Here is a 20,833-nt window from a genome sequence, read left to right as displayed (position 1 = left end):
ATTCTCTAATATTATGTTAAAATTAAAATACTTTTAGGAATTAATAAAATATAATTAATAATTATAAGAATATTTAAATATAAAACTTGATATTGGAGGAAAAAGATGAAAGTGTACACATTCAAAGCTGAAATAAAGAAAATAGAAAATAAAGATGCATCATATATAGAAGTTCCAATAGATATTGAAAAGGAATTTGGAGCCAAAAGAATTAAGGTTAAAGCTAAATTCAATAACGTAGAATATATAGGATCAGTAGTAAAAATGGGATTACCATGTTACATAATTGGTATAACAAAAGAGATAAGAAATAAGATTAATAAAACTTATGGAGATATTATAAGTGTGGAATTAGAAGAAGATAAAGAAGAAAGAATTATAGAGTTGCCTGAGGAATTTAAAGAAAAACTTGAAGCGAATAAAAAAGCATATAAATTTTATGAAGCTTTATCTTATTCTCAAAAAAGAAAATATTTTCAAATGATAACTTCAGCTAAAAAAGAGGAAACTAAAATAAAGAGAATGAATGAAGCTATAGAAAAATTAGAAAATAATATAAAAATATAAAACTTAATAAGAGTATAGTATTAAAGATTCAATATTATAGGAATATAAATTGAGATGGAGGAAAGAATGGATTTATCTAAACTTATTGAAAATAAGGGACTTACTGAAATTGAAATAAAAGTTTTAAATTATATATTAGACAATATAGATCAAGTTAATAAATTAGGCGTCAGAGGTATTGCTAAAAATAATTTTACTTCAACATCAACTATCATGAGACTTTCTAAAAAGCTTGGCTATTCTGGATTCTTAGAAATGCAATATAATTTAGCTGCATTAACAAAAAATGAATTTGAAGATACCTTAAATGAAAGAGGTTTTTTAGATAGTTTAAATATGGAGAGTTTACTTGAAGGAAATAGTAAAGAAGCAATTAATGAATTTGTAGATATATTATTTGATGATAGTAACAAATTCATATTTATTTATGCGAATGGATTTTCAGGAATTGTAGCAGACTATATAAATAAGAAACTATTAGTAATGGGCAAAAGATGTATATTATCAAATGGAACAGATTCAATAGGTGTTTTTGAAAATAATTTAGATTTTATAAGTGCAATTATAGTCATATCAAAATCAGGAGAAACACCTATGGTTTTGAATAAGGTAAAAACAGGAAAGGAACATGGTATAAAAGTTATATCTTTTACAAATGAAATTGAAAATAGTATAAGCAAACTTGCTGATGTAAGTTTAAAGATAGATGATGCCAATAAGTTAGACGACAGAAATCTAATGCCTAATACATTCTTTCCAAAGGTATTGGTATTAGTAGAACTATTGATATACGAATACTATAAGAGAAAAAATAGCAATTCTAAGTAACGTGTTATCTAATTGGGTAACACGTTTTTTTGAGGACAAAATCTATATACAGATAATAGAACACTTATTATAATGAAAAATGTAAATGGTTTCTAGAAAAAATATATGGAGGTAAAGAAAATGAAAGAAAAGATAATGAATCAACTACAAAACTTTTCTAAAGGAATGTTTGTACCTGTTTTAATATTACCAATAGCAGGTATAATAATTGCAATAGGTAATATTCTAACTAATGCTAAATTAGCGGAGTACTTACCATTTCTAAAGAATAATCTTGTATTTGGATTAGGAAAAATGTTGTCAGGCTCATTAGTTTCTGTATTAACAAATTTAGGTATTATATTTTGTGTAGGCTTGGCAGTAGGACTTGCTAAAAAGAAAAAAGCAGAAGCAGGTTTCACATCATTATTAGTATTTTTAGTATTTATAAATGCAATGAATATATTTTTAAATTTAAACGGAAAACTAGCACCAGCTGATGCATTAAGAGGAAGCGGTCAAACAACTGTATTAGGTGTACAAATACTTGATATGGGAGTTTTCTTAGGAATTATATTAGGTATAGTTGTAGCATATTTTCATAATAAATTTAGCGAAAAAGAATTTGATGGAGCATTTCAAATATATGGAGGCTCAAGACTAGTATTTATTATATTAATACCAGTAACTGTTCTTTTAGCAATAGTATGTAGTTATATATGGCCAGTAGTACAAGGTGGAATAAATAACCTTGGAGAATTTATAAAAAATTCAGGAAACTTTGGTATATTCACATATGGTACATTAGAAAGATTATTAATTCCAACAGGTTTACATCACTTAGTTTATACTCCATTCTTATATAGTTCATTAGGAGGAGTTGCTGAAGTTGGTGGTCAAGTTTTTGAAGGAGCTAGAAACATATACTTTGCAGAAATGGCTGATCCAACAATAGCTAAACTTTCAGCATCAGTAATTTGGGATGCTAGAGGACTTTCAAAGATGTTTGGTTTAATAGGTGCATGTTTAGCAATGTATCATACAGCATTACCACAAAACAAAACTAAGATCAAAGCAATTTTAATTCCAGCAGCAGTTACATCTATTTTAGCAGGAGTTACGGAACCAATTGAATTTTCATTCATGTTCGTAGCACCAGTATTGTTTGGAATTCATGCTGTATTAAGTGGACTTGGAATGGTAATATTAAATCTTTTAGGAGTTACAGCAATAGGTCCAAATGGATTAATAGATTTCTTATTATATAACCTTCCACTTGGAATAGAAAAAACAGGTTGGCCAATGTATATATTAGTTGGTATAGGTCAATTCATAGTATATTATTTAATATTTAGATTTGTAATAACTAAGTTTAAACTTAAAACTCCAGGAAGAGAAGAAGAAGGCGAAACTAAGCTTTATACAAAGAGTGATTATAAGGCAAAGGCTACATCAAACAAAGAGTCAGTAGATACTAAAGCATCAGGAGAAGCAAATTTAGCACCAGTTATAGTTGAAGGACTTGGTGGTGTAGATAATATAGTAAAAGTAGATAATTGCTTCACTAGATTAAGATTAATAGTAAAAGATTCTTCATTAGTAAATGAAGCTTTATTAAAAAACGAAACAGCAGCAAATGGTGTTGTAATTAAAGGTGAGAATGTTCAAGTTATCTATGGATTGAGAGTTACAGGTGTAAGAAAAAGCGTAGATGAATATCTTGGAATAGAATCAAACTAAAATATAATATAAGGAGTGGCTGAATTAGTCACTCCTATTTGAATATATATAAATTGAATATATTTATTTTGTAAGAAGGAAAGAAAAAATGAGATTACAAGTAGCAATTGATAGAGTGACTATTGAAGAAGCTTTAAAGTTAGTAAATGAATTTGATGGATTGGCAGATATTATTGAAATAGGAACTTCTTTAATAAAAGATTATGGACTTTTAATTTTAAGTAAAATAAATCTAAATAAAAATAAATCGTTAATTTTAGGTGATATAAAGACAATTGATGAAGGTGCTTATGAATTTGAAATGGGCTATAAGTGTGGATTTGATATTTTAACAGTAATGGGAAACTCATCATTAGAAACTATAGAAAAGTGTTATGAGGTTTCTAAAAAATATAACAAAGGTATTATGATTGATTTGTTGGAGTGTTCCGAATATAAAATAAGAGAAATATCTAATTTCAAAGATGCCATTTATTGCATACATACATCTACTGATAAGAAAAATAAGGGAAGTTTTATAAATGAGTTAGAAAAATTCAATAAGGAATTTCCACATATTAAACATATTGCAGTATCAGGTGGAGTTAAATTAGAAAGTATTGAGGTATTTAAAAATTATAATATTGATATAGTAGTTGTAGGATCAGCAATTACATCAAAAGAAAATCCAAGGGATGAAATAAAGAAGTTTAAGGGAGAATTTATATGAGTATAATAAAAGAAATATTAAAAGAAGTTAATGATGTTGTTTTAAAAGTTAATGAAGACGAAATATATAAAATAATAAATACTTTAAAAAGGGATAACTCTATATTTGTAGATGGAGAAGGAAGAAGTGGTTTTCAGGCGAAAGGTTTTGCAATGAGATTAATGCATATAGGATATAAGTCGTATGTTTTAGGGGAAACCATTACTCCTGTCTTAAAAGAAGATAATATATATATTGCTATATCTGGATCTGGAACTACAAAAAACACATTGAGTAATGCAAGAGCAGCAAAAGAGTTAGGCCTTAAGGTGATTGTGGTTACAAGTAAAAGGAAATCTCCTTTAGCTGAAATTGCAGACGTTATTTTAGAGGTACCAGGAAAGGTTAAATCGGATGGAGACCAAGGGTCTATTCAGTTATTAAGCTCATTATTTGATCAAGCTACTCATATAGTTTTAGATTGGATATGTCTTTTATTAAGTAAAAGAGATAATTTATCAAATATTGAAGTGTTAAATAATCATGTAAATATAGAGTAGAGAGTTAAGAATATTCAAATATTTTGAGAACATGTTACAACCTAAGGTAACATGTTTCTTTGAGTATAGAAACTGTTTACCATAAGTATTTACTGGTCTATAATGTGCTTGTAAGTAACAAAAACAAAATAAAATTTAAATAAATATAATAATTGAATTTTATAAACTGTAATAGGAAAGGTGGCTAATTTTATGGATAAGAATAAAAAGTTTTCTGTAGTGATAGCAGGAGGAGGAAGTACATTTACACCAGGTATTGTAATGATGCTTCTAGATAATGTAGATCGTTTTCCATTACGTAAATTAAAATTATATGATAATGATAAAGAACGTCAAGAAGTAATAGGTGAAGCATTAGAAATATTATTAAAGGAAAATGCACCTGATATAGAATTTTCATATACAACAGATCCAGAAGAAGCATTTACAGATGTAGATTTTTGTATGGCACATATTCGTGTTGGAAAATATGAAATGCGTGAAAAAGATGAAAAAATTCCGCTAAAATATGGGGTTGTAGGTCAAGAAACATGTGGACCAGGAGGAATAGCTTATGGAATGCGCTCTATAGGTGGAATGATGGAATTAATAGATCTTATGGAAAAATACTCTCCAGATTGTTGGATGCTAAATTATTCTAACCCAGCAGCAATAGTTGCAGAAGCTTGCCGTGTATTAAAACCAAAATCAAAGGTATTAAATATTTGTGATATGCCAGTTGGAACATTACGTCGTATGTCTCAAATAGTTGGATTAACTCCAGCAGATTTAGAAGTTAGCTATTTTGGATTAAATCACTTTGGCTGGTGGACTAGTGTTAGAGATAAAGCAGGAAACGACTTAATGCCTAAGTTAATATCTTATGTTTCAGAAAATGGATATTTAAATCAAGTAGAAGTAGACACTCAGCATACAGAACCAAGCTGGCAGGAAACTCATAAGAAGGCAAAGGACTTAATAGCTTTAGATCCAAACTTCTTACCAAACACTTATTTAAAATATTATTTATATCCAGATTATGTTGTAGAACATTCTAATAAAGAATTTACAAGAGCTAATGAAGTAATGAATGGAAGAGAAAAGAATGTATTTGATGCAGCAAGAGAAATAGTTAAAGCTGGAACTGCAAAGGGTGGAGAATTCCATATAGATGCTCATGCTTCATTTATAGTTGACTTAGCAAGAGCAATTGCATATAATACACACGAAAGAATGTTATTAATAGTTGAAAATAAAGGAGCAATAGAAAACTTTGATCCAACAGCTATGGTGGAAGTTCCATGTATAGTTGGAAGTAATGGTCCAGAAGCTTTAGTTCAAGGAACTATTCCAAGATTCCAAAAGGGATTAATGGAACAACAAGTTGCAGTAGAAAAATTAGTTGTTGAAGGCTGGATAGAAGGAAGTTATCAGAAGTTATGGCAGGCCCTTACTTTATCTAAGACTATACCAAGTGCAAAAGTAGCCAAAGAAATCTTAGATGATTTAATTGAAGCAAATAAAGGCTATTGGCCAGAACTTAAATAATAGAGTATAAAGTAAAGTTTATAAGCTCGGATGATGGATATTCCATTATCCGAGCTATGTTTAAATAATAGAATATAAAATAGGGAGGATAATATGATTAGTCAAGATATTAGAAAAATTGCTCCAGAAATGGATCCACTTCGTAGGGGTATGGGATATACATCAGAAGAATTAGCTAAACCTCAAATAATAATTGAAAGTACATTTGGAGATAGTCATCCAGGAAGTGTGCACTTATTGAAATTTGCTAATAATGCAGCTATGGGAGTTGCTGATAAAGGAGGAAGGGCATCTAGATTTTTTGCAACAGATATATGTGATGGAATGGCACAAGGTCATGATGGAATAAATTATTCATTAGTATCTAGAGATACTATAGCATCACTTATAGAAATTCATGCTAATGCAACACCTTTTGATGGAGGAGTATTTATCACTAGCTGCGATAAAGGAGTACCAGCACATTTAATGGCAATTGGAAGAATTAATATACCATCCATTGTTGTTACTGGTGGAGTAATGAAGGCAGGTCCAAATCTTTTAACATTAGAGCAAATAGGGACTTATAGTGCTATGGAAAGACGTGGAGAAATTACAGATGAAGAATTAACTTACTATAAAAACAACGCATGTCCATCAGCTGGTTCATGTTCATTTATGGGAACTGCGGCAACAATGCAAATAATGGCAGAAGCATTAGGGTTAATGTTACCTGGAAGTGCAGTTATGCCGGCAACATGCGAGGATTTAGAAAATGTTGCAATAGAAGCAGGAAAACAAATTATTGAATTAGCTAAGAAAAACTTAAAAGCAAGAGATATAGTTACAGTTAAATCCTTTGAAAATGCAATAATAATACATGCAGCTATTTCAGGATCAACTAATTCCCTGCTTCATATTCCAGCTATAGCTCATGAGTTTGGAGTAGATATAGATGCAGAAAGCTTTGATAGAATACATAGATATGCACCATATTTATTAAATATTCGTCCAACAGGTAAGTGGCCAGCTGAATATTTCTATTATGCAGGTGGAGTTCCAGCAGTAATGGAGGAAGTTAAAGATTTATTACATTTAGATGTAATGACTGTTACAGGAAAAACTCTAGGAGAAAACTTAGAAGATTTAAAGAAAAATGGATTTTATGAAAAATGTAATGAATATTTAAAAGAAACAGGTTTAAAGAAAGAAGATATTATAAAACCATATAAAGATCCAATAGGCAAAAATGGAGCTATTGCTATATTAAAAGGTAATATAGCACCAGAAGGAGCTGTTGTTAAACATTCAGCTGTACCAAAGGAAATGCATAAGGCAATTTTAAAAGCAAGACCATTTGATAGTGAAGAAGAAGCAATTGAAGCAGTATTATCTAAAAAAATAAAACCTGGTGATGCTGTATTTATTAGATATGAAGGTCCAAAGGGAAGCGGAATGCCAGAAATGTTCTATACAACAGAAGCAATTTCATCAGATGAAGAATTATCATCAAGTATTGCACTTATAACAGACGGAAGATTTTCAGGCGCATCAAGGGGCCCAGCTATAGGGCATGTTTCACCAGAAGCAGCAGAAGGCGGTCCTATAGCTTTAGTTGAAGAAAATGATTTAATTGAAATTGATATAGAAAATAGAATTCTTCAAATAGTAGGTGTAAAGGGAGAAAGACTATATTTAGATGAAATAGATAGCATATTAAAGAAGCGTAAAGAATCTTGGAAACCTAGAGAAAATAAATATGAATCAGGAATATTAAAATTATATTCAGATAGAGCCGTTTCACCAATGAAGGGCGGATATATGGAGTAGTTAATAATGAAGAGTGAATAGTGAAAAAGTAATGAGGTTTTGCTTTGCAAAACTTAGAATATATATGGTGCTGTCGCACAATGAAAAATTAAGAATGAAAATTAAAATTAATAAAAAACTCTCTTAGGAGTTTTCAAAAATAAATTATTTTTGATTATTATTCTTAATTGGGCTGTATATGCGACAACCCCTATAATTCTTAAGTACTAATTTTTCATTATTTTTATTAGAAAGTACATGAAAACACATAAAAATTATTTGTAAAAATATTATATAAAATTTATAGGAGAATGTAGTATGTTTAGATTAAGAGTTTTAGAAGCTTTAAAAAGTTGTGGAGTAGTGGCTGTAGTTAGAGGTACCACAAAAGAAATTGGAGTTAAAATATCAGAAAGTTGTATTAATGGAAGTGTAAAAGCAATAGAAGTAACCTATACAAATAAATTTGCTAATGAAATAATAAGGGAACTTTCAGAAAAGTATTCTAAAGATGCCGATGTTGTAATTGGAGCTGGAACAGTCTTAGATGCAGAAACTGCAAGAATGGCAATATTAGCGGGAGCACAATATATAGTTTCTCCATCCTTTAATAAAGATACTGCAACGCTTTGTAATAGATACAATATTCCTTATATACCAGGAGTAATGACAATAAATGAAATAGTAACAGCTTATGAAAGTGGAGTAGATGTTATTAAATTATTCCCAGGAAATGCTTTTGGACAAGGATATATAAGTTCAGTAAAGGCACCACTTCCATATGCAAACATAATGGTAACAGGTGGAGTGAATTTAGAAAATATAGATAAATGGGTAAAAGCCGGAGCTGCAATAGTAGGGATTGGTGGAGAATTAAATAAGCTTGGTGAAGCAGGAAAATTTGATGAAATAGAATTGATTTGTAAACAATATATAGAAAAATTTAATAAAGCAAGAGGTATTTAATATGAAAGTTGCTGGATTAGGAGAGATATTACTAAGATTAGCTACTAAAAAAGGAGTATTAATATCAAATTCAAATGAATTTAATGTAAACTACGGTGGTGGAGAAGCTAATGTATTAATTTCGTTAGCAAATTTTAAGGTAGATACGAGGTTAATTACAAAAATTTCAAGTGATAGCTTAGGAGAAGCAATGCTTATATACTTAAAATCAAAAAATGTGGATACAAGATTTATAAGTAGGGAAAATAAGAGAACACCTATATATTTTTTAGAAGCAGGTAGTGGTAACCGAAGTTCAAAAGTTATATATGATAGACTTGATTCGGCCTTCAGCTATATTTCAGAAGATGATTTTTCAATTGAAGAAGCATTAAAAGATGTTGATATATTCCACTTTTCAGGAATAACCCTAGCTATTGCTGAAAAAACAAGAAAATTAACTTTTAAGATATTAGAATACTGTAGAGAAAATAATATTTTAGTTAGTTATGATTCAAATTATAGGGCAAAAATGTGGAGTCTAGAGGAAGCAAGTCAAGTTACTGAAAAAGTATTACCATATGTTAATATTTTTCTGGTGGGATCTTAGATGCAGAAAATATTTTAAATATGGAATGTAATTTAGAAGATAAATATGAAAAGCTAAAGTATTATTATGATGAGATTTCTAAAAAGTATCCTAATATAAAGCATATTTTTTCATCCTTTAGAGAAATAAAATCATCATCAGTAAATATGCTGCAATGTAATTATTATACTGATAAAACTTTATTTTCATCAAAGATCCATACAATAGATGATATAGTTGATAGAGTAGGCGGAGGAGATGCATTAACTGCTGGAGTGATTTATGGTATAGTAAATAAAAAAACTCCAGAATATATTTGTGAATTTGCAGTTTCAGCATCTGTATTAAAACATACAATTTATGGAGATGCGAATTTAGCAAGTGTAGAAGACGTGGAAAATTTAGTAGACTATGGCGTGGGGAAAATATCTAGATAATATTTTGTTCAATTAACAATTAGGTAATAAATTAAAGTAATATTATAAAGATTGAAGAAAGAGCTATATCTTATTTTAAGAGTAAGATATAGTCTTTTTTATTAATTTAATAAATTCTTGAAATTTACTTTATTAATAATTACAGAAAGGATAATCTACTGTATAATACTAGTTAATAAATTTTGTATAGAAGTTGTAATATATGTATTTTTAGAAAGGATAAAAAATGAAGTTAAGAAAGTCAAAAAAAGATGATTTAAAGTACATAATAGAAATAATAAATGAGGCTAAGGAGTTTCTAAAGGAAAGTAAAATTGATCAGTGGCAGCAGGGATATCCTAATGAAGAAGTTATACTAAGGGATATAGAAAATCAACATAGTTATGTATTGGAAGATGATAATAAAATTATAGGAACTGTAGCATTATCTTTTGATGGAGAAGAAACATATGATTTAATTTATGACGGTAAATGGATATCTAATAATGAATATGCTGTTATTCATAGAATAGCTGCATCTAAGAAATGTAATATCAAGGGAATAGGAACAGAAATAATAAAGAATATAGAAAAAATTTGTATAGACAAAGGTATAGAAAATATAAAATAGATACACATGAAAAAAACTTGGTTATGCAAAAATTGTTAGAGAAAAATAATTTTAAATATTGTGGAGTTATTTATCTAGAAGATAAAGCAAAAAGAATTGCGTTTGAAAAAGTGATTTAATTAAAGCTGAAATGAGAAGTTTATCTTTTTAGATTAGACTTCTTTTTTCATGTTGTATTAATAATTTTATTATTGCAAATACTAGTTTTACAACAAAACAACATTCTAAAAAAATATTAATGTTGCTATAAGTATTTTGCATAAAAGTTATTTGGATTTTAAATTATTTATAAAATTGAACAATGATTAACATAGTATTAACTAATTTTTAAATTTTAATGGGGGATAGTGATTATGGATATAGGAAAAATGATAAAAGATATATTGAAATCAGAAGATGAAAAAATCCTTTAACTGATGAAGAAATAGCAGCTAAATTAAATATATTAAGAGAGGTGGTAACGGAATATAGAAAGAAAAATAATATAGGAAATTCAAGAAGTAGGAGATTAGATTATATAAAAAATGATGCAATAGATATTTTAAGGAATAATAAAAGTATATCTGACAGATCATTAGCAGAAGCCTTAAAGGAAAAGGGATATAAAATAGAAAGATATGCAGCTGCAAATATAAAAAAAGAAATTTTATCAAATATAGATGAAAAGTATTTTAATGAAACTTTAAATAATGAAATAACAAATAATGAAATATTAGGTAATAAATTAAAAGAAAGTAATGAAGAAGAAGTTAAAAATAGCAAAGAAGAAAATAATTTCTTCAAAAAAGTAGTAGGATATGATGGAAGTCTTAAGCTACAAGTTGAACAAGCAAAGGCAGCGGTTAGTTATCCTCCTCATGGATTACATGTTTTAATTTTAGGACCTTCTGGAGTTGGTAAAAGTTATTTAGCTGATGCCATGTATGACTTTGCAAAGAGTACAAGTAATTTTTCAGAAGATGCTAAATATATAGTTTTTAACTGTGCTGATTATGCAGATAATCCTCAGCTTTTATTATCACAATTATTTGGTAGCGTTAAGGGAGCTTATACAGGAGCTACTGATAATAAAATAGGTATAGTTGAAGCTTGTGATGGAGGTATCCTATTTTTAGATGAAATTCATAGATTACCTTCTGAAGGGCAGGAAATATTATTCAGCATATTAGATAGAGGAACATTTAGAAGGTTAGGTGAAAGTGAAACAGTAAGAAGAAGTAATGTAATGATAATTGCTGCTACTACTGAAAATGTTGAAAGTTCCCTTTTATTAACATTTAGAAGAAGAATACCTATGGTTATTGAAATACCACCAATAAAAGATAGACCATTTGAAGAAAGGTTTGAATTAATTAATCAGGTATTTTTTGAAGAAAGTTATAGAATTAAAAAAGATATGCTGGTATCTAAAAAGGTAATAGAAGAACTTATGAAATATGAATGCCAAGGTAATATTGGACAATTAAAAAGTGATATTCAAGTTGCTTGTGCAATAAGCTTTCTAGAACATAAAATAAAAGATGATAAAAGACTTTACATAAATGAAAGGCATTTACCTGATTATATAAAAGAACAAAGTAGGAGGGTTAAAATTAATAACTTAGATATAGAAAAATTTGTGGTGGAAGATATTTATATATCTCAAAAAGGTGTAAAAGGTGTTAGTGAGGAAAAAGTTGAAAGCAATAAAAATACAAATATATATAAGTTTATAGAAAAAAGACAATCAGAACTTAAATTTGTTGGATATAGTGATGAAGAAATATCAAAAATATTAAGCCAACAAGTTGAGCTTGAACTTATTAGAGGAGCAAAAGCTATTAATTATACAGTTGTTAATACTGATGAATTAATGAATCTAGTAGGAGTTAAAAGTCTTGAAACTGTAAAAACCATGGTGAAACTTGCAAAGAAAGAGCTTCCAGGGCTGCAGGCAGATATAATATACCCTTTAGCAGTTCATTTAAATTCTACTTATGAAAGAATACATAATGGTAAAGAAATAATAAATCCAAAAATTGATATTATAAAGAAAAAATATGATATGGAATTTAATGTGGCAAGAAAAATGTGCCAAATTGTAAAAGAAAGACTAGATATAGATATACCTGAAGATGAAATAGGCTTTATTACCATGTATTTAAAAAATTATAGAAGGGAATCTAAAAGTGAAGAAGGTAAGGTGGCTGTTATAGTAATGACTCACGGGAGAGTGGCATCAGCAATGGCTGAAGTTGCAAATAAATTTTTAGGAGTTGAGCATGCAGTAGGACTAGACATGGATTTTAGGGATTCTCCAGATATAATGCTTGATAAAGCTATAAAAGTAGTTAAAGAAAGTGATGAAGGAAAAGGATGTATAATCTTAGTAGACATGGGATCTTTAGTTACCTTTGGAGATATAATTACGGCAAGGACAGGTATTGAAACTAGGGTAATGGGTAGAGTAGATACTTTAATGGTTTTAGAAGCAGTAAGAAAATCAGCTTTAACAGATCAATCTTTAGAAGAAATAGTACATGACTTAGAAAATGATTCCAAAGGATATGGAGTTAGTCAATACAATACAGAAGATAACAATTTATCAAGAGTAATAGTTACGTTATGTATAACAGGGAAAGGATCTGCCTTAAAGATAAAAGAATATGTAAAAAATAAAATACATTTAGAAAAAAAGATATTGAAATAATATCAATAGGTTTTATGGATGAAGATATAAACATAGCTTTGTCTAAAATAGCAAAAAATAAAAAAATTGAAGCAATAGTAGGAACAATAAATCCTGAATTTAGGAATATTCCATTTATATCTTTAGAAGAATTAATGAAAGGTTCAGGAGTTAAAAAACTTAATAATATAATTGCAGATAAAGAAGAAAACAAATTATCTGAAATTATTAACAAGGATGTTGTTTTTGTTAATGAACAATATAAATATAAGGATGAAGCCTTAGATGATATGGTTAAAAAACTTATTAATGGTGGTTACGTAAAGGAAGAATTTTTACTAAGTGTATTTAAAAGAGAAATGCTTGGAGATACATATTTAAAAGGAGGAATAGCAATTCCTCATGGAGATTCAGAATTTGTTACAAAGCCAACCATATTAATTACAAAACTAGACAAAAGGATAACATGGAGTGCTAATTATGAAGTAGATTTAATTTTTCTTATAGCATTAAAGGATGATTCTAAAAAATATTTTGAACAATTATATAAAATAATTATGGAACAAGAAGTATTACACAAGATAAAATCTAGTACTACAAAGGAAGAGATAATAGATGTTTTACTATAAAATCACATATACAAAATTAGCCACAAAGACTTGGCACGAAAATTGCTTTAATATAGGGCAAGACAAAAATCAAAGGGGGGAAAAAGATGAAGGATTTTTCTAAAGTGACTGTTATCTTAAGAGGTTACAGCTATGAACAAACAAAAACTGTTATGGAGGCTTTAGTTCAATCAAGTATTAGAGCAGTAGAAATTACATTAAATACAGAAGGTGCACTTGAAACTATAGAAAAAATCTCTAAAGAATATGGAGATAGAATTAGTATAGGTGCAGGAACAGTAAAAAATATAGAAGATGCTAAAAATGCTATAAAAGCAGGAGCAGAATTTATATTAACACCAATAGTTGTTTCAAAAGAAGTTATTGATGAATGCAAAAAACATAATGTTAAATCAGTAATAGGAGCAATGTCTCCAACCGAAGTATGGTGGTGTTATGAAAATGGAGCAGATATAGTGAAAGTATTTCCAGCAAAAGCCTGTGGAAGTAGCTATATAAAAGATATAAAAGCTCCTTTAGGAAATATAAACATAATGGCTGTTGGTGGAGTGTCGGTACATAATGCTAAAGAATTTTTACAAAATGGAGCTGACTATTTGGGAATTGGATCAAGTCTTTTTAATAAAGAGGATGTAGACTCAAAAAATATAGAAGCATTAGTAAATACATTAAAGGAATTAGAGAAAGAGATACAGTAGGAGGAAGAATTATGAGTCACAGTACTTTAGTTTATAGGGATTTAAATTTCGGTAATAGCAGTGAAGTTTTAAGCTTCTTAGCAGATAAGCTAAAAGAAGAAGGATTTGCTAAAGAAGGATATAAGGAAGCTATATTAAAAAGAGAAGTAGAATATCCAACAGGATTACCTGCTACTATAAAAATAGCAATACCACATTGCGATCATACTTTAGTAAACGAATCAGCAATAGCAATGGGAGTACTTAATAATCCAGTAGATTTTCAAGCAATGGATGACCCAAGTATAACATTGGATGTACAAATTGTTATTATGCTAGCATTAAATGAACCACATGGTCATATAGAAATGCTACAAAAAATTATAAGTTTAATTCAAAATGCAGAAGATTTAAAGAAAATTATAGAAGCTAAATCTGATGAATCATTATTAGAAGTAATAAACAATTACTTAAATTAAAAATTAAAAAGTTAAATTTAAATACAACTACATAAGAAAATTAATTAAATTGGAGGAATGTAAAATGAAAAGAATATTAGTAGCTTGCGGAAATGGAATAGCAACATCAACAGTGGTAGCAACAAAGATTAGAGAAATATGTGAAGAAAACGGAGTAGCAGTATCAGTTACTCAATGTAAATTATTAGAAATAGATAGTAAAGTAGATGATTTCGATATATTAGTAACAACAGGAAAATACGGTGGAGATAGTGCAAAAATACCAGTAGTATCAGCAATGTCTTTATTAACAGGTATTGGAGAAGAAGAAACTTTAGAAGAAATATTAAATTACGCTAAAAAATAAATAGCATATCTTTTAAATGAGGAGGATTAACTATGGAAATTATTTATAACGTATTCCAGACATTTTTAAATGCAGGTCCAACAGTGCTTTTACCAGTAATAATATTATTAGTAGGTCTTGTTTTTGGAGTTAAACCAGCAAAGGCATTTAGATCAGGTTTAACGGTTGGTATCGGATTTGCAGGTATCAAACTTGTAATTAACCTTTTATCAGGAAGTCTTGGACCAGCAGCAAAAGCAATGGTTGAAAGATGGGGCTTTAGCTTAGATGTACTAGATGTAGGCTGGGGAACAATAGCAGCAGTAACATGGGCATCACCAATTATACCAATTTTAATATTTGCAATTTTAGCAATTAATATAATAATGTTAATTTTAAAGAAAACTAATACTTTAGATGTTGATATATGGAATTACCATCATATGGCTATAGTTGGAGTTATGACATATTTCGTAACAAACAATATATTCTTAGGCGTTGGTGCAAGTATAGTGATGGCAATTATAACATTCAAATTATCAGACTGGTCAGCACCTATGGTTGAAGATTATTTTGGCTTACCAGGAGTATCATTGCCAACAGTTTCAGCATTATCATCACTATTAGTAGCAGTACCTCTTAACTGGATATTAGATAAAATACCAGGAGTAAATAAGATAAACTTCTCATTAAAGGATGCTAAAAAGTATTTAGGATTCTTTGGAGAACCAATAATAATGGGATTAATTCTAGGTGGAATTATAGGATTCTTAGCAGGATATGATTTTACTCAAATAGCAAACGTTGCTGTAAATATGTCAGCAGTTCTAGTTCTTATACCTAAGATGACATCATTATTTATGGAAGGTTTAATGCCAATATCTGAAGGAGCAAAGAAATTTGCAAAGAAGAGATTTAAGGGAAGAGATTTATTTATAGGTCTAGATGCAGCAGTTGTTTCAGGTAATCCTGATGTTATAACTACTTCATTAATAGTAATTCCTTTAACAATATTATTAGCAGTAGTACTTCCAGGAAACAGAATGTTACCTTTTGCTGACTTAGCAGTTGTACCTTTTAGAGTTGCTCTTGTAGTTGCATTAACTAGAGGTAACTTATTTAAGAATGTTGTAATTGGATTATGCACAACTGCAGCAATATTACTAGCAGGAACAGCTACAGCACCAGTATTAACAGATTTAGCTTCACATGTAGGAATAGATTTAAGCTTAGCAGCAGGTGCATTAATATCATCATTTGCAGCAACAAGTTTAACTCAAAGTTTCTTAGTATTTATAGCATTTACAGTAGCTCCAACAATATCTATACCAGTATTAATAGTAGTATTTGCAGTGATATGGTATTATATGGATGTTATCAAACCAAAGAAGGATGCTAAGAAAAATTCAGAAGATAATGGTAATATGGAGCAAAGCGCTTAATGAAAATTTAGTAGTAGAAGGAGACTTTGTAATGAAAATAACAGGTATTAAAGTGTATACTGTAAAACCAAGATGGATATTTATAAAAATTTCAACTGACGAAGGAATAGAAGGTTGGGGTGAAATGATATCTGGAACAAAAACAGATACAGTAGTAGCAGGAGCTTACGAACTAGGTAAAAGAATAATAGGAAGAAATCCTTTTGAAATAGAAAGAATTTGGCAAGAACTTCACAGATCATTCTTTAGAGGAGGCCCTATTAATGGAACTATAGTTTCAGGAATAGAAATGGCTCTATGGGATATAAAAGGAAAAGCATTAAATGTTCCTATATATGAATTACTAGGAGGAGCTGCAAGAGATAGAATAATGGTTTATTCATGGATCGGCGGAGATAGACCATCTGATGTTGTAAAAGAAGCTATCGATAGAAGAGATAGGGGCTTTAAAGCAATAAAGATGAACGCTACAGAAGAACTTCACTATATAGATTCATTTACAAAAGTTCAAGAAGTTGTTGATAGAGTAAAAGCAATAAGAGATGCGGTTGGATTTGATTTAAGCATTGGAGTAGACTTCCATGGACGTGTTCATAAACCAATGGCAAAAGTATTAGCAAAAGAATTAGAGCCATATAAGCTAATGTTCTTAGAAGAAGTTGTTCTTCCAGAAAATGAAGAAGCTTTTAGAGAAGTTGCTAATCATGTTTCTACACCTCTTGCAACAGGAGAAAGATTATATACTAGATGGCAATTTAAAAATATTATAAAAGACGGAGCTATTGATATAATACAACCAGATATAGCACTTTGCGGTGGAATATTAGAAACTAGAAAAATTGCAGCAATGGCTGAAGCATTTGATATTGCAGTTGCACCTCATGCACCATATGGTCCAATAGCATTAGCAGCTACATTACAATTAGATGTTTGTACACCAAATGTATTTATTCAAGAACAAAGCTTAGGAATCCACTATAATAAAGGATTTGATTTACTTGACTTCGTTAAAAATAAAGAAATATTCCAATACAAAGATGGATTCTTAGATATACCAACTAAACCAGGTTTAGGTATAGAAATAGATGAAGAGTTAGTTGAAAAAGTTTCTGCAGAAGGATTATATTGGACTAATCCAAGTTGGAAAAACTATGATGGTACAATAGCAGAATGGTAAAATAAAAATAATAATCTGTATGAATCTATTGGTTCATACAGATTATTTATTTATATATAATTTGGGGGAGAGAAAAAATGAAGGAATTAAAATATAAATTAGTTTGTATAGACTTAGATGGAACACTTTTAACAGATGAAAAAACAATAACTAAAGAAAATATAGAAACTATAAAAAAGGCTAGTAGCCTTGGAATTAATATATGTATAGCAACAGGAAGAATTTATAAATTTGTAGATCATATAAAAGAAGTATTAGGTAATAAAATTAAAGTAATTGCATCTAATGGAGCAATAATACTTAAGGAAAATGGAGTTTTAAATTTTAAGACATTAAGTTATGAAGAAATTTTAAGATTAAAAGAGTTAACAAAAGATTATAATGTAGATATATATCTAAATACAGAAAATGAAATAATATCTGAAAAAAGTATTCCTGATACATATAGTTATAAAGCAATAAATAATGACTTAGAGGATAAATATAAAGTAAATATAATAGAAAATTATCCCTTTGAAAATTTAAAAAAGGATAATCAATATAAGATAGTTAAAGCAATTTGCATAAATAAAGATGATTTAAATGAAGTAAAAAGAGTTAGGAAAATATTAGAAGAAACAAATGAATTTGAAATATCTAGTGCAGAATATCACTATTGTGAGATAAATAGCAAAGGAATATCTAAAGGTAAAGCTGTAGAAGAACTAGCAAAGGGCTTAGGGGTAGATATTAAAGAAGTTATGTGTATAGGTGATGGTGGCAATGATATAGAAATGTTAAAAAGAGCAGGAATTGCAGTTGCCATGAAAAATGGAATGGAAAATGTAAAAGCCATAGCAAATTATATTACTGAAGATAATAATAATAGTGGAGTAGCTAAGGCCATTAAAACATTAATTTTAGAAGATTCAAATATATAAAATAAACATTAATTAATTGTATCTGATATCTTTAAAATGTATATTTTATAATATAAGCAATTAGTCCTTAGAGGTAGAAAATTGAAACCTAAAAAAAGATACAAAGAAGATAATTTGCAAAATAAAAATATAGAAAATACCGACGAAAATAGTGTTGAAATAGACTTTGAAGAGGATTTGGGTTTTATATCAGAGGAAGAAGAAGGTACAGAAACTCCAGAGGAGTTATTATATAACTTAAATGTTTTAGAACAATCAATAGATGCAACTAAAGTCATAATATTAGCAGATCTTCTAAACCTATATCGTTTATATAGTGCTAGAGCTACAACAAGAGATACATTATATAACACAAATGAAAGTGAAAATTACATTGATACAAGTAATTTTTTAACCATAACCATCGTTATGTTTACTTATGCTTCGGGAATATTTTTTGATATTGCCGATAGAGCATTACAACGGGCTATATCAAGTGGGGATCAAAATAGAATATCTATAGCAAGAAAAGCTTATTGGGCGGCACTATTAATTTTTATTTCATCAATAATTACTGTTAGTGCTGTTGATTTGAGTCACAGGTAAGAGAGGAAAGATTTATATGCCTCTCTTATTTTTTTTACAAATTATTACACCTAATGTAAAGTGATGTATAATTAATCTTGTATAATTAGTGTAAAAAGAATTACAATTATTAACTACTATAAAATATGAAAAAAAAGTTACAAAACTTCTAGCTTATATTAAAGATATATTTTATGTATCATTAATATTGTAAGAGGGAGTAATAAGGGAGGAAAAAAGTGTTAAGTGGACGAATATTAAAGTTAATTGAATATTTACAAATTAACAATATGACTACTTATAAGGAAATATCCGCTGAGTTAGACATTAAGGAGAGGCATATAAGGTATGATATAGATAGAATTAATGATTTATTAGAATTGAACAAAATGCCCTTAATAGAAAAACAATCTAAAGGTATAATAATATTTCCTAGAGATATTGACATATCTACTTTAACTAAGGAAAACGATTTTATATACTCTCAAGAGGAACGAGTTTCTTTAATCTTACTAATTCTATTAACAGATAATAGGAGTCTTAAAATTAATAAGCTAAGCTTTGATTTTCAAGTATCTAGATCAACAATCAAAAATGATATGAGTTTTCTTGAAGATAAGTTAAGTGATAAAAAAATCAAAATCAGTTATACAGATCATTTTTTTTAGATGGACTTAAAAACAATAGAGTAGCCTTAATGAATAATGAATTTAAGAAATATGTACATTTATTAAAAGAAGATGACTCAAATTTAAATGCCTTTGAATCTTATACTGTTAAAATTATAGAAAAAGCTTTTTTGGGAGTAGTTTTAAAGGGTGTAATAAAATGGATTGATGAGTTACTTGAAAGTATGAATTGTATATTAACAGATGATTCATATAAGTGGTACGTATCAAATATATTTGTTGTTATTTGGTTTATATTGAAAGGAAAAGAAAATCCATTAGAACTAACCATTAGCAACTATAGTTGTGATAGTTATCATGAATTTATAACAGGATTAGAAAAAATTATAAATATGAAGATAGAGGATAAAAAGCAAAAAGTACTTATTCGCTTATTGAACTATATAAATAAGGATGCTGGTTTAGATGGGGATATAGATTTAATTTATATAGAAACTATTGTTTCAAATTTAATTGCATCTATGTCAAATGAAATGAATATTGATTTTAATAAAGACACTATATTAGTTGATGGGCTATTAAATCATATTGTTCCCTTAATTAAGAGGGTTAGTAGTAGAATAAATATTTGTGATGAAGTATTTTCAATTCTTTCAGAAAAAGATATGGAAGTATTTGAAGCAGTTATGAAGGTAATTAAAGAAATAGATACTTTAAAGTACATTAAAAATTATGACGAAATAACTTATTTGACAATACATTTTATTGCAAGTATTAAAAGGCTGACAAAATCACTAAATAAAAAGGTATTGTTAGTTTGTGGGCATGGGTATGGAACAACAACAATATTAAAGGAAACATTATTAAATGAATATCAAATAAATATAATAGATACAATTCCGATTTATAAATTAATTACTTATAATAATTGGGAAAATATTGATTGTATTATATCCACAACGAAATTAAATATATTAAATAAAAAAGAATATGTAGTTGTTAATCCATTATTATCAGAACAAGATTATATTAATCTTGATAGACTTGGAATAGAAAGAAAAAAAA

Annotated in this window: 21 protein-coding genes and 1 pseudogene; all 22 read left to right on the top strand. The window is 28.6% G+C overall.

Annotation, left to right across the window (positions count from 1 at the left end):
• The first annotated feature begins 105 nt into the window (after positions 1 to 105).
• On the top strand, positions 106 to 567 hold the full coding sequence (locus tag A500_RS14835) for a YdeI/OmpD-associated family protein (RefSeq protein ID WP_016208381.1): 462 nt from the start codon (positions 106 to 108) through the stop codon (positions 565 to 567).
• A 66-nt stretch (positions 568 to 633) separates the two neighbouring features.
• Positions 634 to 1,395, top strand: coding sequence for a MurR/RpiR family transcriptional regulator (locus tag A500_RS14830; protein ID WP_016208380.1), 762 nt, complete (start codon positions 634 to 636; stop codon positions 1,393 to 1,395).
• A 120-nt stretch (positions 1,396 to 1,515) separates the two neighbouring features.
• Entirely contained in the window at positions 1,516 to 3,114 is a 1,599-nt protein-coding gene (locus A500_RS14825) for a PTS transporter subunit EIIC (RefSeq protein ID WP_016208379.1), read from the top strand.
• Positions 3,115 to 3,202: 88 nt separating this feature from the next.
• On the top strand, positions 3,203 to 3,823 hold the full coding sequence (locus tag A500_RS14820; protein ID WP_016208378.1) for an orotidine 5'-phosphate decarboxylase / HUMPS family protein: 621 nt from the start codon (positions 3,203 to 3,205) through the stop codon (positions 3,821 to 3,823).
• Positions 3,820 to 4,362 (top strand): 6-phospho-3-hexuloisomerase, encoded by a 543-nt coding sequence (hxlB, locus tag A500_RS14815; RefSeq protein ID WP_016208377.1) that lies wholly within the window; start codon positions 3,820 to 3,822, stop codon positions 4,360 to 4,362. The genes A500_RS14820 and hxlB overlap by 4 nt, the downstream gene beginning before the upstream one ends.
• Before the next feature lie 192 nt (positions 4,363 to 4,554).
• The gene (locus A500_RS14810; protein ID WP_016208376.1) at positions 4,555 to 5,889 is read left to right on the top strand and encodes a 6-phospho-alpha-glucosidase; all 1,335 of its coding nucleotides are present in this window, start codon (positions 4,555 to 4,557) and stop codon (positions 5,887 to 5,889) included.
• Positions 5,890 to 5,982: 93 nt separating this feature from the next.
• The gene (gene ilvD, locus A500_RS14805; RefSeq protein WP_016208375.1) at positions 5,983 to 7,698 is read left to right on the top strand and encodes a dihydroxy-acid dehydratase; all 1,716 of its coding nucleotides are present in this window, start codon (positions 5,983 to 5,985) and stop codon (positions 7,696 to 7,698) included.
• A gap of 297 nt (positions 7,699 to 7,995) precedes the next feature.
• Positions 7,996 to 8,643 carry a bifunctional 2-keto-4-hydroxyglutarate aldolase/2-keto-3-deoxy-6-phosphogluconate aldolase gene (locus A500_RS14800; RefSeq protein WP_016208374.1) on the top strand — a complete coding sequence of 216 codons (648 nt, stop codon included), beginning with the start codon at positions 7,996 to 7,998 and terminating at the stop codon, positions 8,641 to 8,643.
• A gap of 1 nt (position 8,644) precedes the next feature.
• Positions 8,645 to 9,232 (top strand): sugar kinase, encoded by a 588-nt coding sequence (locus A500_RS21410; protein WP_242835145.1) that lies wholly within the window; start codon positions 8,645 to 8,647, stop codon positions 9,230 to 9,232.
• Positions 9,233 to 9,252: 20 nt separating this feature from the next.
• The gene (locus A500_RS21405) at positions 9,253 to 9,648 is read left to right on the top strand and encodes a PfkB family carbohydrate kinase (protein ID WP_242835144.1); all 396 of its coding nucleotides are present in this window, start codon (positions 9,253 to 9,255) and stop codon (positions 9,646 to 9,648) included.
• Positions 9,649 to 9,874: 226 nt separating this feature from the next.
• Positions 9,875 to 10,377, top strand: a pseudogene (locus A500_RS14790) (GNAT family N-acetyltransferase).
• A gap of 335 nt (positions 10,378 to 10,712) precedes the next feature.
• Complete coding sequence (locus A500_RS14785) at positions 10,713 to 12,947, top strand: sigma-54-dependent transcriptional regulator (protein ID WP_242835143.1); 2,235 nt, start codon at positions 10,713 to 10,715, stop codon at positions 12,945 to 12,947.
• 14 nt (positions 12,948 to 12,961) lie between these two features.
• Positions 12,962 to 13,555: a PTS sugar transporter subunit IIA gene (locus A500_RS21400; protein WP_242835142.1), complete on the top strand. Its 594-nt coding sequence runs from the start codon at positions 12,962 to 12,964 to the stop codon at positions 13,553 to 13,555.
• An 86-nt stretch (positions 13,556 to 13,641) separates the two neighbouring features.
• Positions 13,642 to 14,253, top strand: coding sequence for a bifunctional 4-hydroxy-2-oxoglutarate aldolase/2-dehydro-3-deoxy-phosphogluconate aldolase (locus tag A500_RS14780; protein WP_016208372.1), 612 nt, complete (start codon positions 13,642 to 13,644; stop codon positions 14,251 to 14,253).
• A gap of 11 nt (positions 14,254 to 14,264) precedes the next feature.
• Positions 14,265 to 14,711, top strand: a complete 447-nt coding sequence (locus tag A500_RS14775; RefSeq protein WP_016208371.1) for a PTS sugar transporter subunit IIA — start codon at positions 14,265 to 14,267, stop codon at positions 14,709 to 14,711.
• Positions 14,712 to 14,775: 64 nt separating this feature from the next.
• Positions 14,776 to 15,057 (top strand): PTS sugar transporter subunit IIB, encoded by a 282-nt coding sequence (locus A500_RS14770; RefSeq protein WP_016208370.1) that lies wholly within the window; start codon positions 14,776 to 14,778, stop codon positions 15,055 to 15,057.
• Between the two features lie 32 nt (positions 15,058 to 15,089).
• Positions 15,090 to 16,478 (top strand): PTS galactitol transporter subunit IIC, encoded by a 1,389-nt coding sequence (locus tag A500_RS14765; RefSeq protein ID WP_016208369.1) that lies wholly within the window; start codon positions 15,090 to 15,092, stop codon positions 16,476 to 16,478.
• Between the two features lie 31 nt (positions 16,479 to 16,509).
• Positions 16,510 to 17,655, top strand: a complete 1,146-nt coding sequence (dgoD, locus tag A500_RS14760) for a galactonate dehydratase (RefSeq protein ID WP_016208368.1) — start codon at positions 16,510 to 16,512, stop codon at positions 17,653 to 17,655.
• 77 nt (positions 17,656 to 17,732) lie between these two features.
• Positions 17,733 to 18,575 carry a Cof-type HAD-IIB family hydrolase gene (locus A500_RS14755; protein ID WP_016208367.1) on the top strand — a complete coding sequence of 281 codons (843 nt, stop codon included), beginning with the start codon at positions 17,733 to 17,735 and terminating at the stop codon, positions 18,573 to 18,575.
• Between the two features lie 81 nt (positions 18,576 to 18,656).
• The gene (locus A500_RS14750; RefSeq protein WP_016208366.1) at positions 18,657 to 19,160 is read left to right on the top strand and encodes a hypothetical protein; all 504 of its coding nucleotides are present in this window, start codon (positions 18,657 to 18,659) and stop codon (positions 19,158 to 19,160) included.
• A 218-nt stretch (positions 19,161 to 19,378) separates the two neighbouring features.
• Positions 19,379 to 19,807: a BglG family transcription antiterminator gene (locus A500_RS19635; protein WP_051993172.1), complete on the top strand. Its 429-nt coding sequence runs from the start codon at positions 19,379 to 19,381 to the stop codon at positions 19,805 to 19,807.
• A 29-nt stretch (positions 19,808 to 19,836) separates the two neighbouring features.
• Positions 19,837 to 20,833: BglG family transcription antiterminator (locus tag A500_RS14745; protein ID WP_157453672.1), on the top strand; the 997-nt coding region annotated here is incomplete at its 3' end.

The sequence above is a fragment of the Clostridium sartagoforme AAU1 genome (genome assembly GCF_000401215.1).
Taxonomy (GTDB): Bacteria; Bacillota; Clostridia; order Clostridiales; family Clostridiaceae; genus Clostridium; species Clostridium sartagoforme.
Note: the sequence above shows the minus strand (reverse complement) of the source record. Positions and strands in the feature narration are given on the sequence as shown.

Coding starts and splice junctions, on each gene's coding strand:
- A500_RS14835 (WP_016208381.1), top strand. CDS start 106: ATGAAAGTGTACACATTCAAAGCTGAAATAAAGAAAATAGAAAATAAA.
- A500_RS14830 (WP_016208380.1), top strand. CDS start 634: ATGGATTTATCTAAACTTATTGAAAATAAGGGACTTACTGAAATTGAA.
- A500_RS14825 (WP_016208379.1), top strand. CDS start 1,516: ATGAAAGAAAAGATAATGAATCAACTACAAAACTTTTCTAAAGGAATG.
- A500_RS14820 (WP_016208378.1), top strand. CDS start 3,203: ATGAGATTACAAGTAGCAATTGATAGAGTGACTATTGAAGAAGCTTTA.
- hxlB (WP_016208377.1), top strand. CDS start 3,820: ATGAGTATAATAAAAGAAATATTAAAAGAAGTTAATGATGTTGTTTTA.
- A500_RS14810 (WP_016208376.1), top strand. CDS start 4,555: ATGGATAAGAATAAAAAGTTTTCTGTAGTGATAGCAGGAGGAGGAAGT.
- ilvD (WP_016208375.1), top strand. CDS start 5,983: ATGATTAGTCAAGATATTAGAAAAATTGCTCCAGAAATGGATCCACTT.
- A500_RS14800 (WP_016208374.1), top strand. CDS start 7,996: ATGTTTAGATTAAGAGTTTTAGAAGCTTTAAAAAGTTGTGGAGTAGTG.
- A500_RS21410 (WP_242835145.1), top strand. CDS start 8,645: ATGAAAGTTGCTGGATTAGGAGAGATATTACTAAGATTAGCTACTAAA.
- A500_RS21405 (WP_242835144.1), top strand. CDS start 9,253: ATGGAATGTAATTTAGAAGATAAATATGAAAAGCTAAAGTATTATTAT.
- A500_RS21400 (WP_242835142.1), top strand. CDS start 12,962: ATGGATGAAGATATAAACATAGCTTTGTCTAAAATAGCAAAAAATAAA.
- A500_RS14780 (WP_016208372.1), top strand. CDS start 13,642: ATGAAGGATTTTTCTAAAGTGACTGTTATCTTAAGAGGTTACAGCTAT.
- A500_RS14775 (WP_016208371.1), top strand. CDS start 14,265: ATGAGTCACAGTACTTTAGTTTATAGGGATTTAAATTTCGGTAATAGC.
- A500_RS14770 (WP_016208370.1), top strand. CDS start 14,776: ATGAAAAGAATATTAGTAGCTTGCGGAAATGGAATAGCAACATCAACA.
- A500_RS14765 (WP_016208369.1), top strand. CDS start 15,090: ATGGAAATTATTTATAACGTATTCCAGACATTTTTAAATGCAGGTCCA.
- dgoD (WP_016208368.1), top strand. CDS start 16,510: ATGAAAATAACAGGTATTAAAGTGTATACTGTAAAACCAAGATGGATA.
- A500_RS14755 (WP_016208367.1), top strand. CDS start 17,733: ATGAAGGAATTAAAATATAAATTAGTTTGTATAGACTTAGATGGAACA.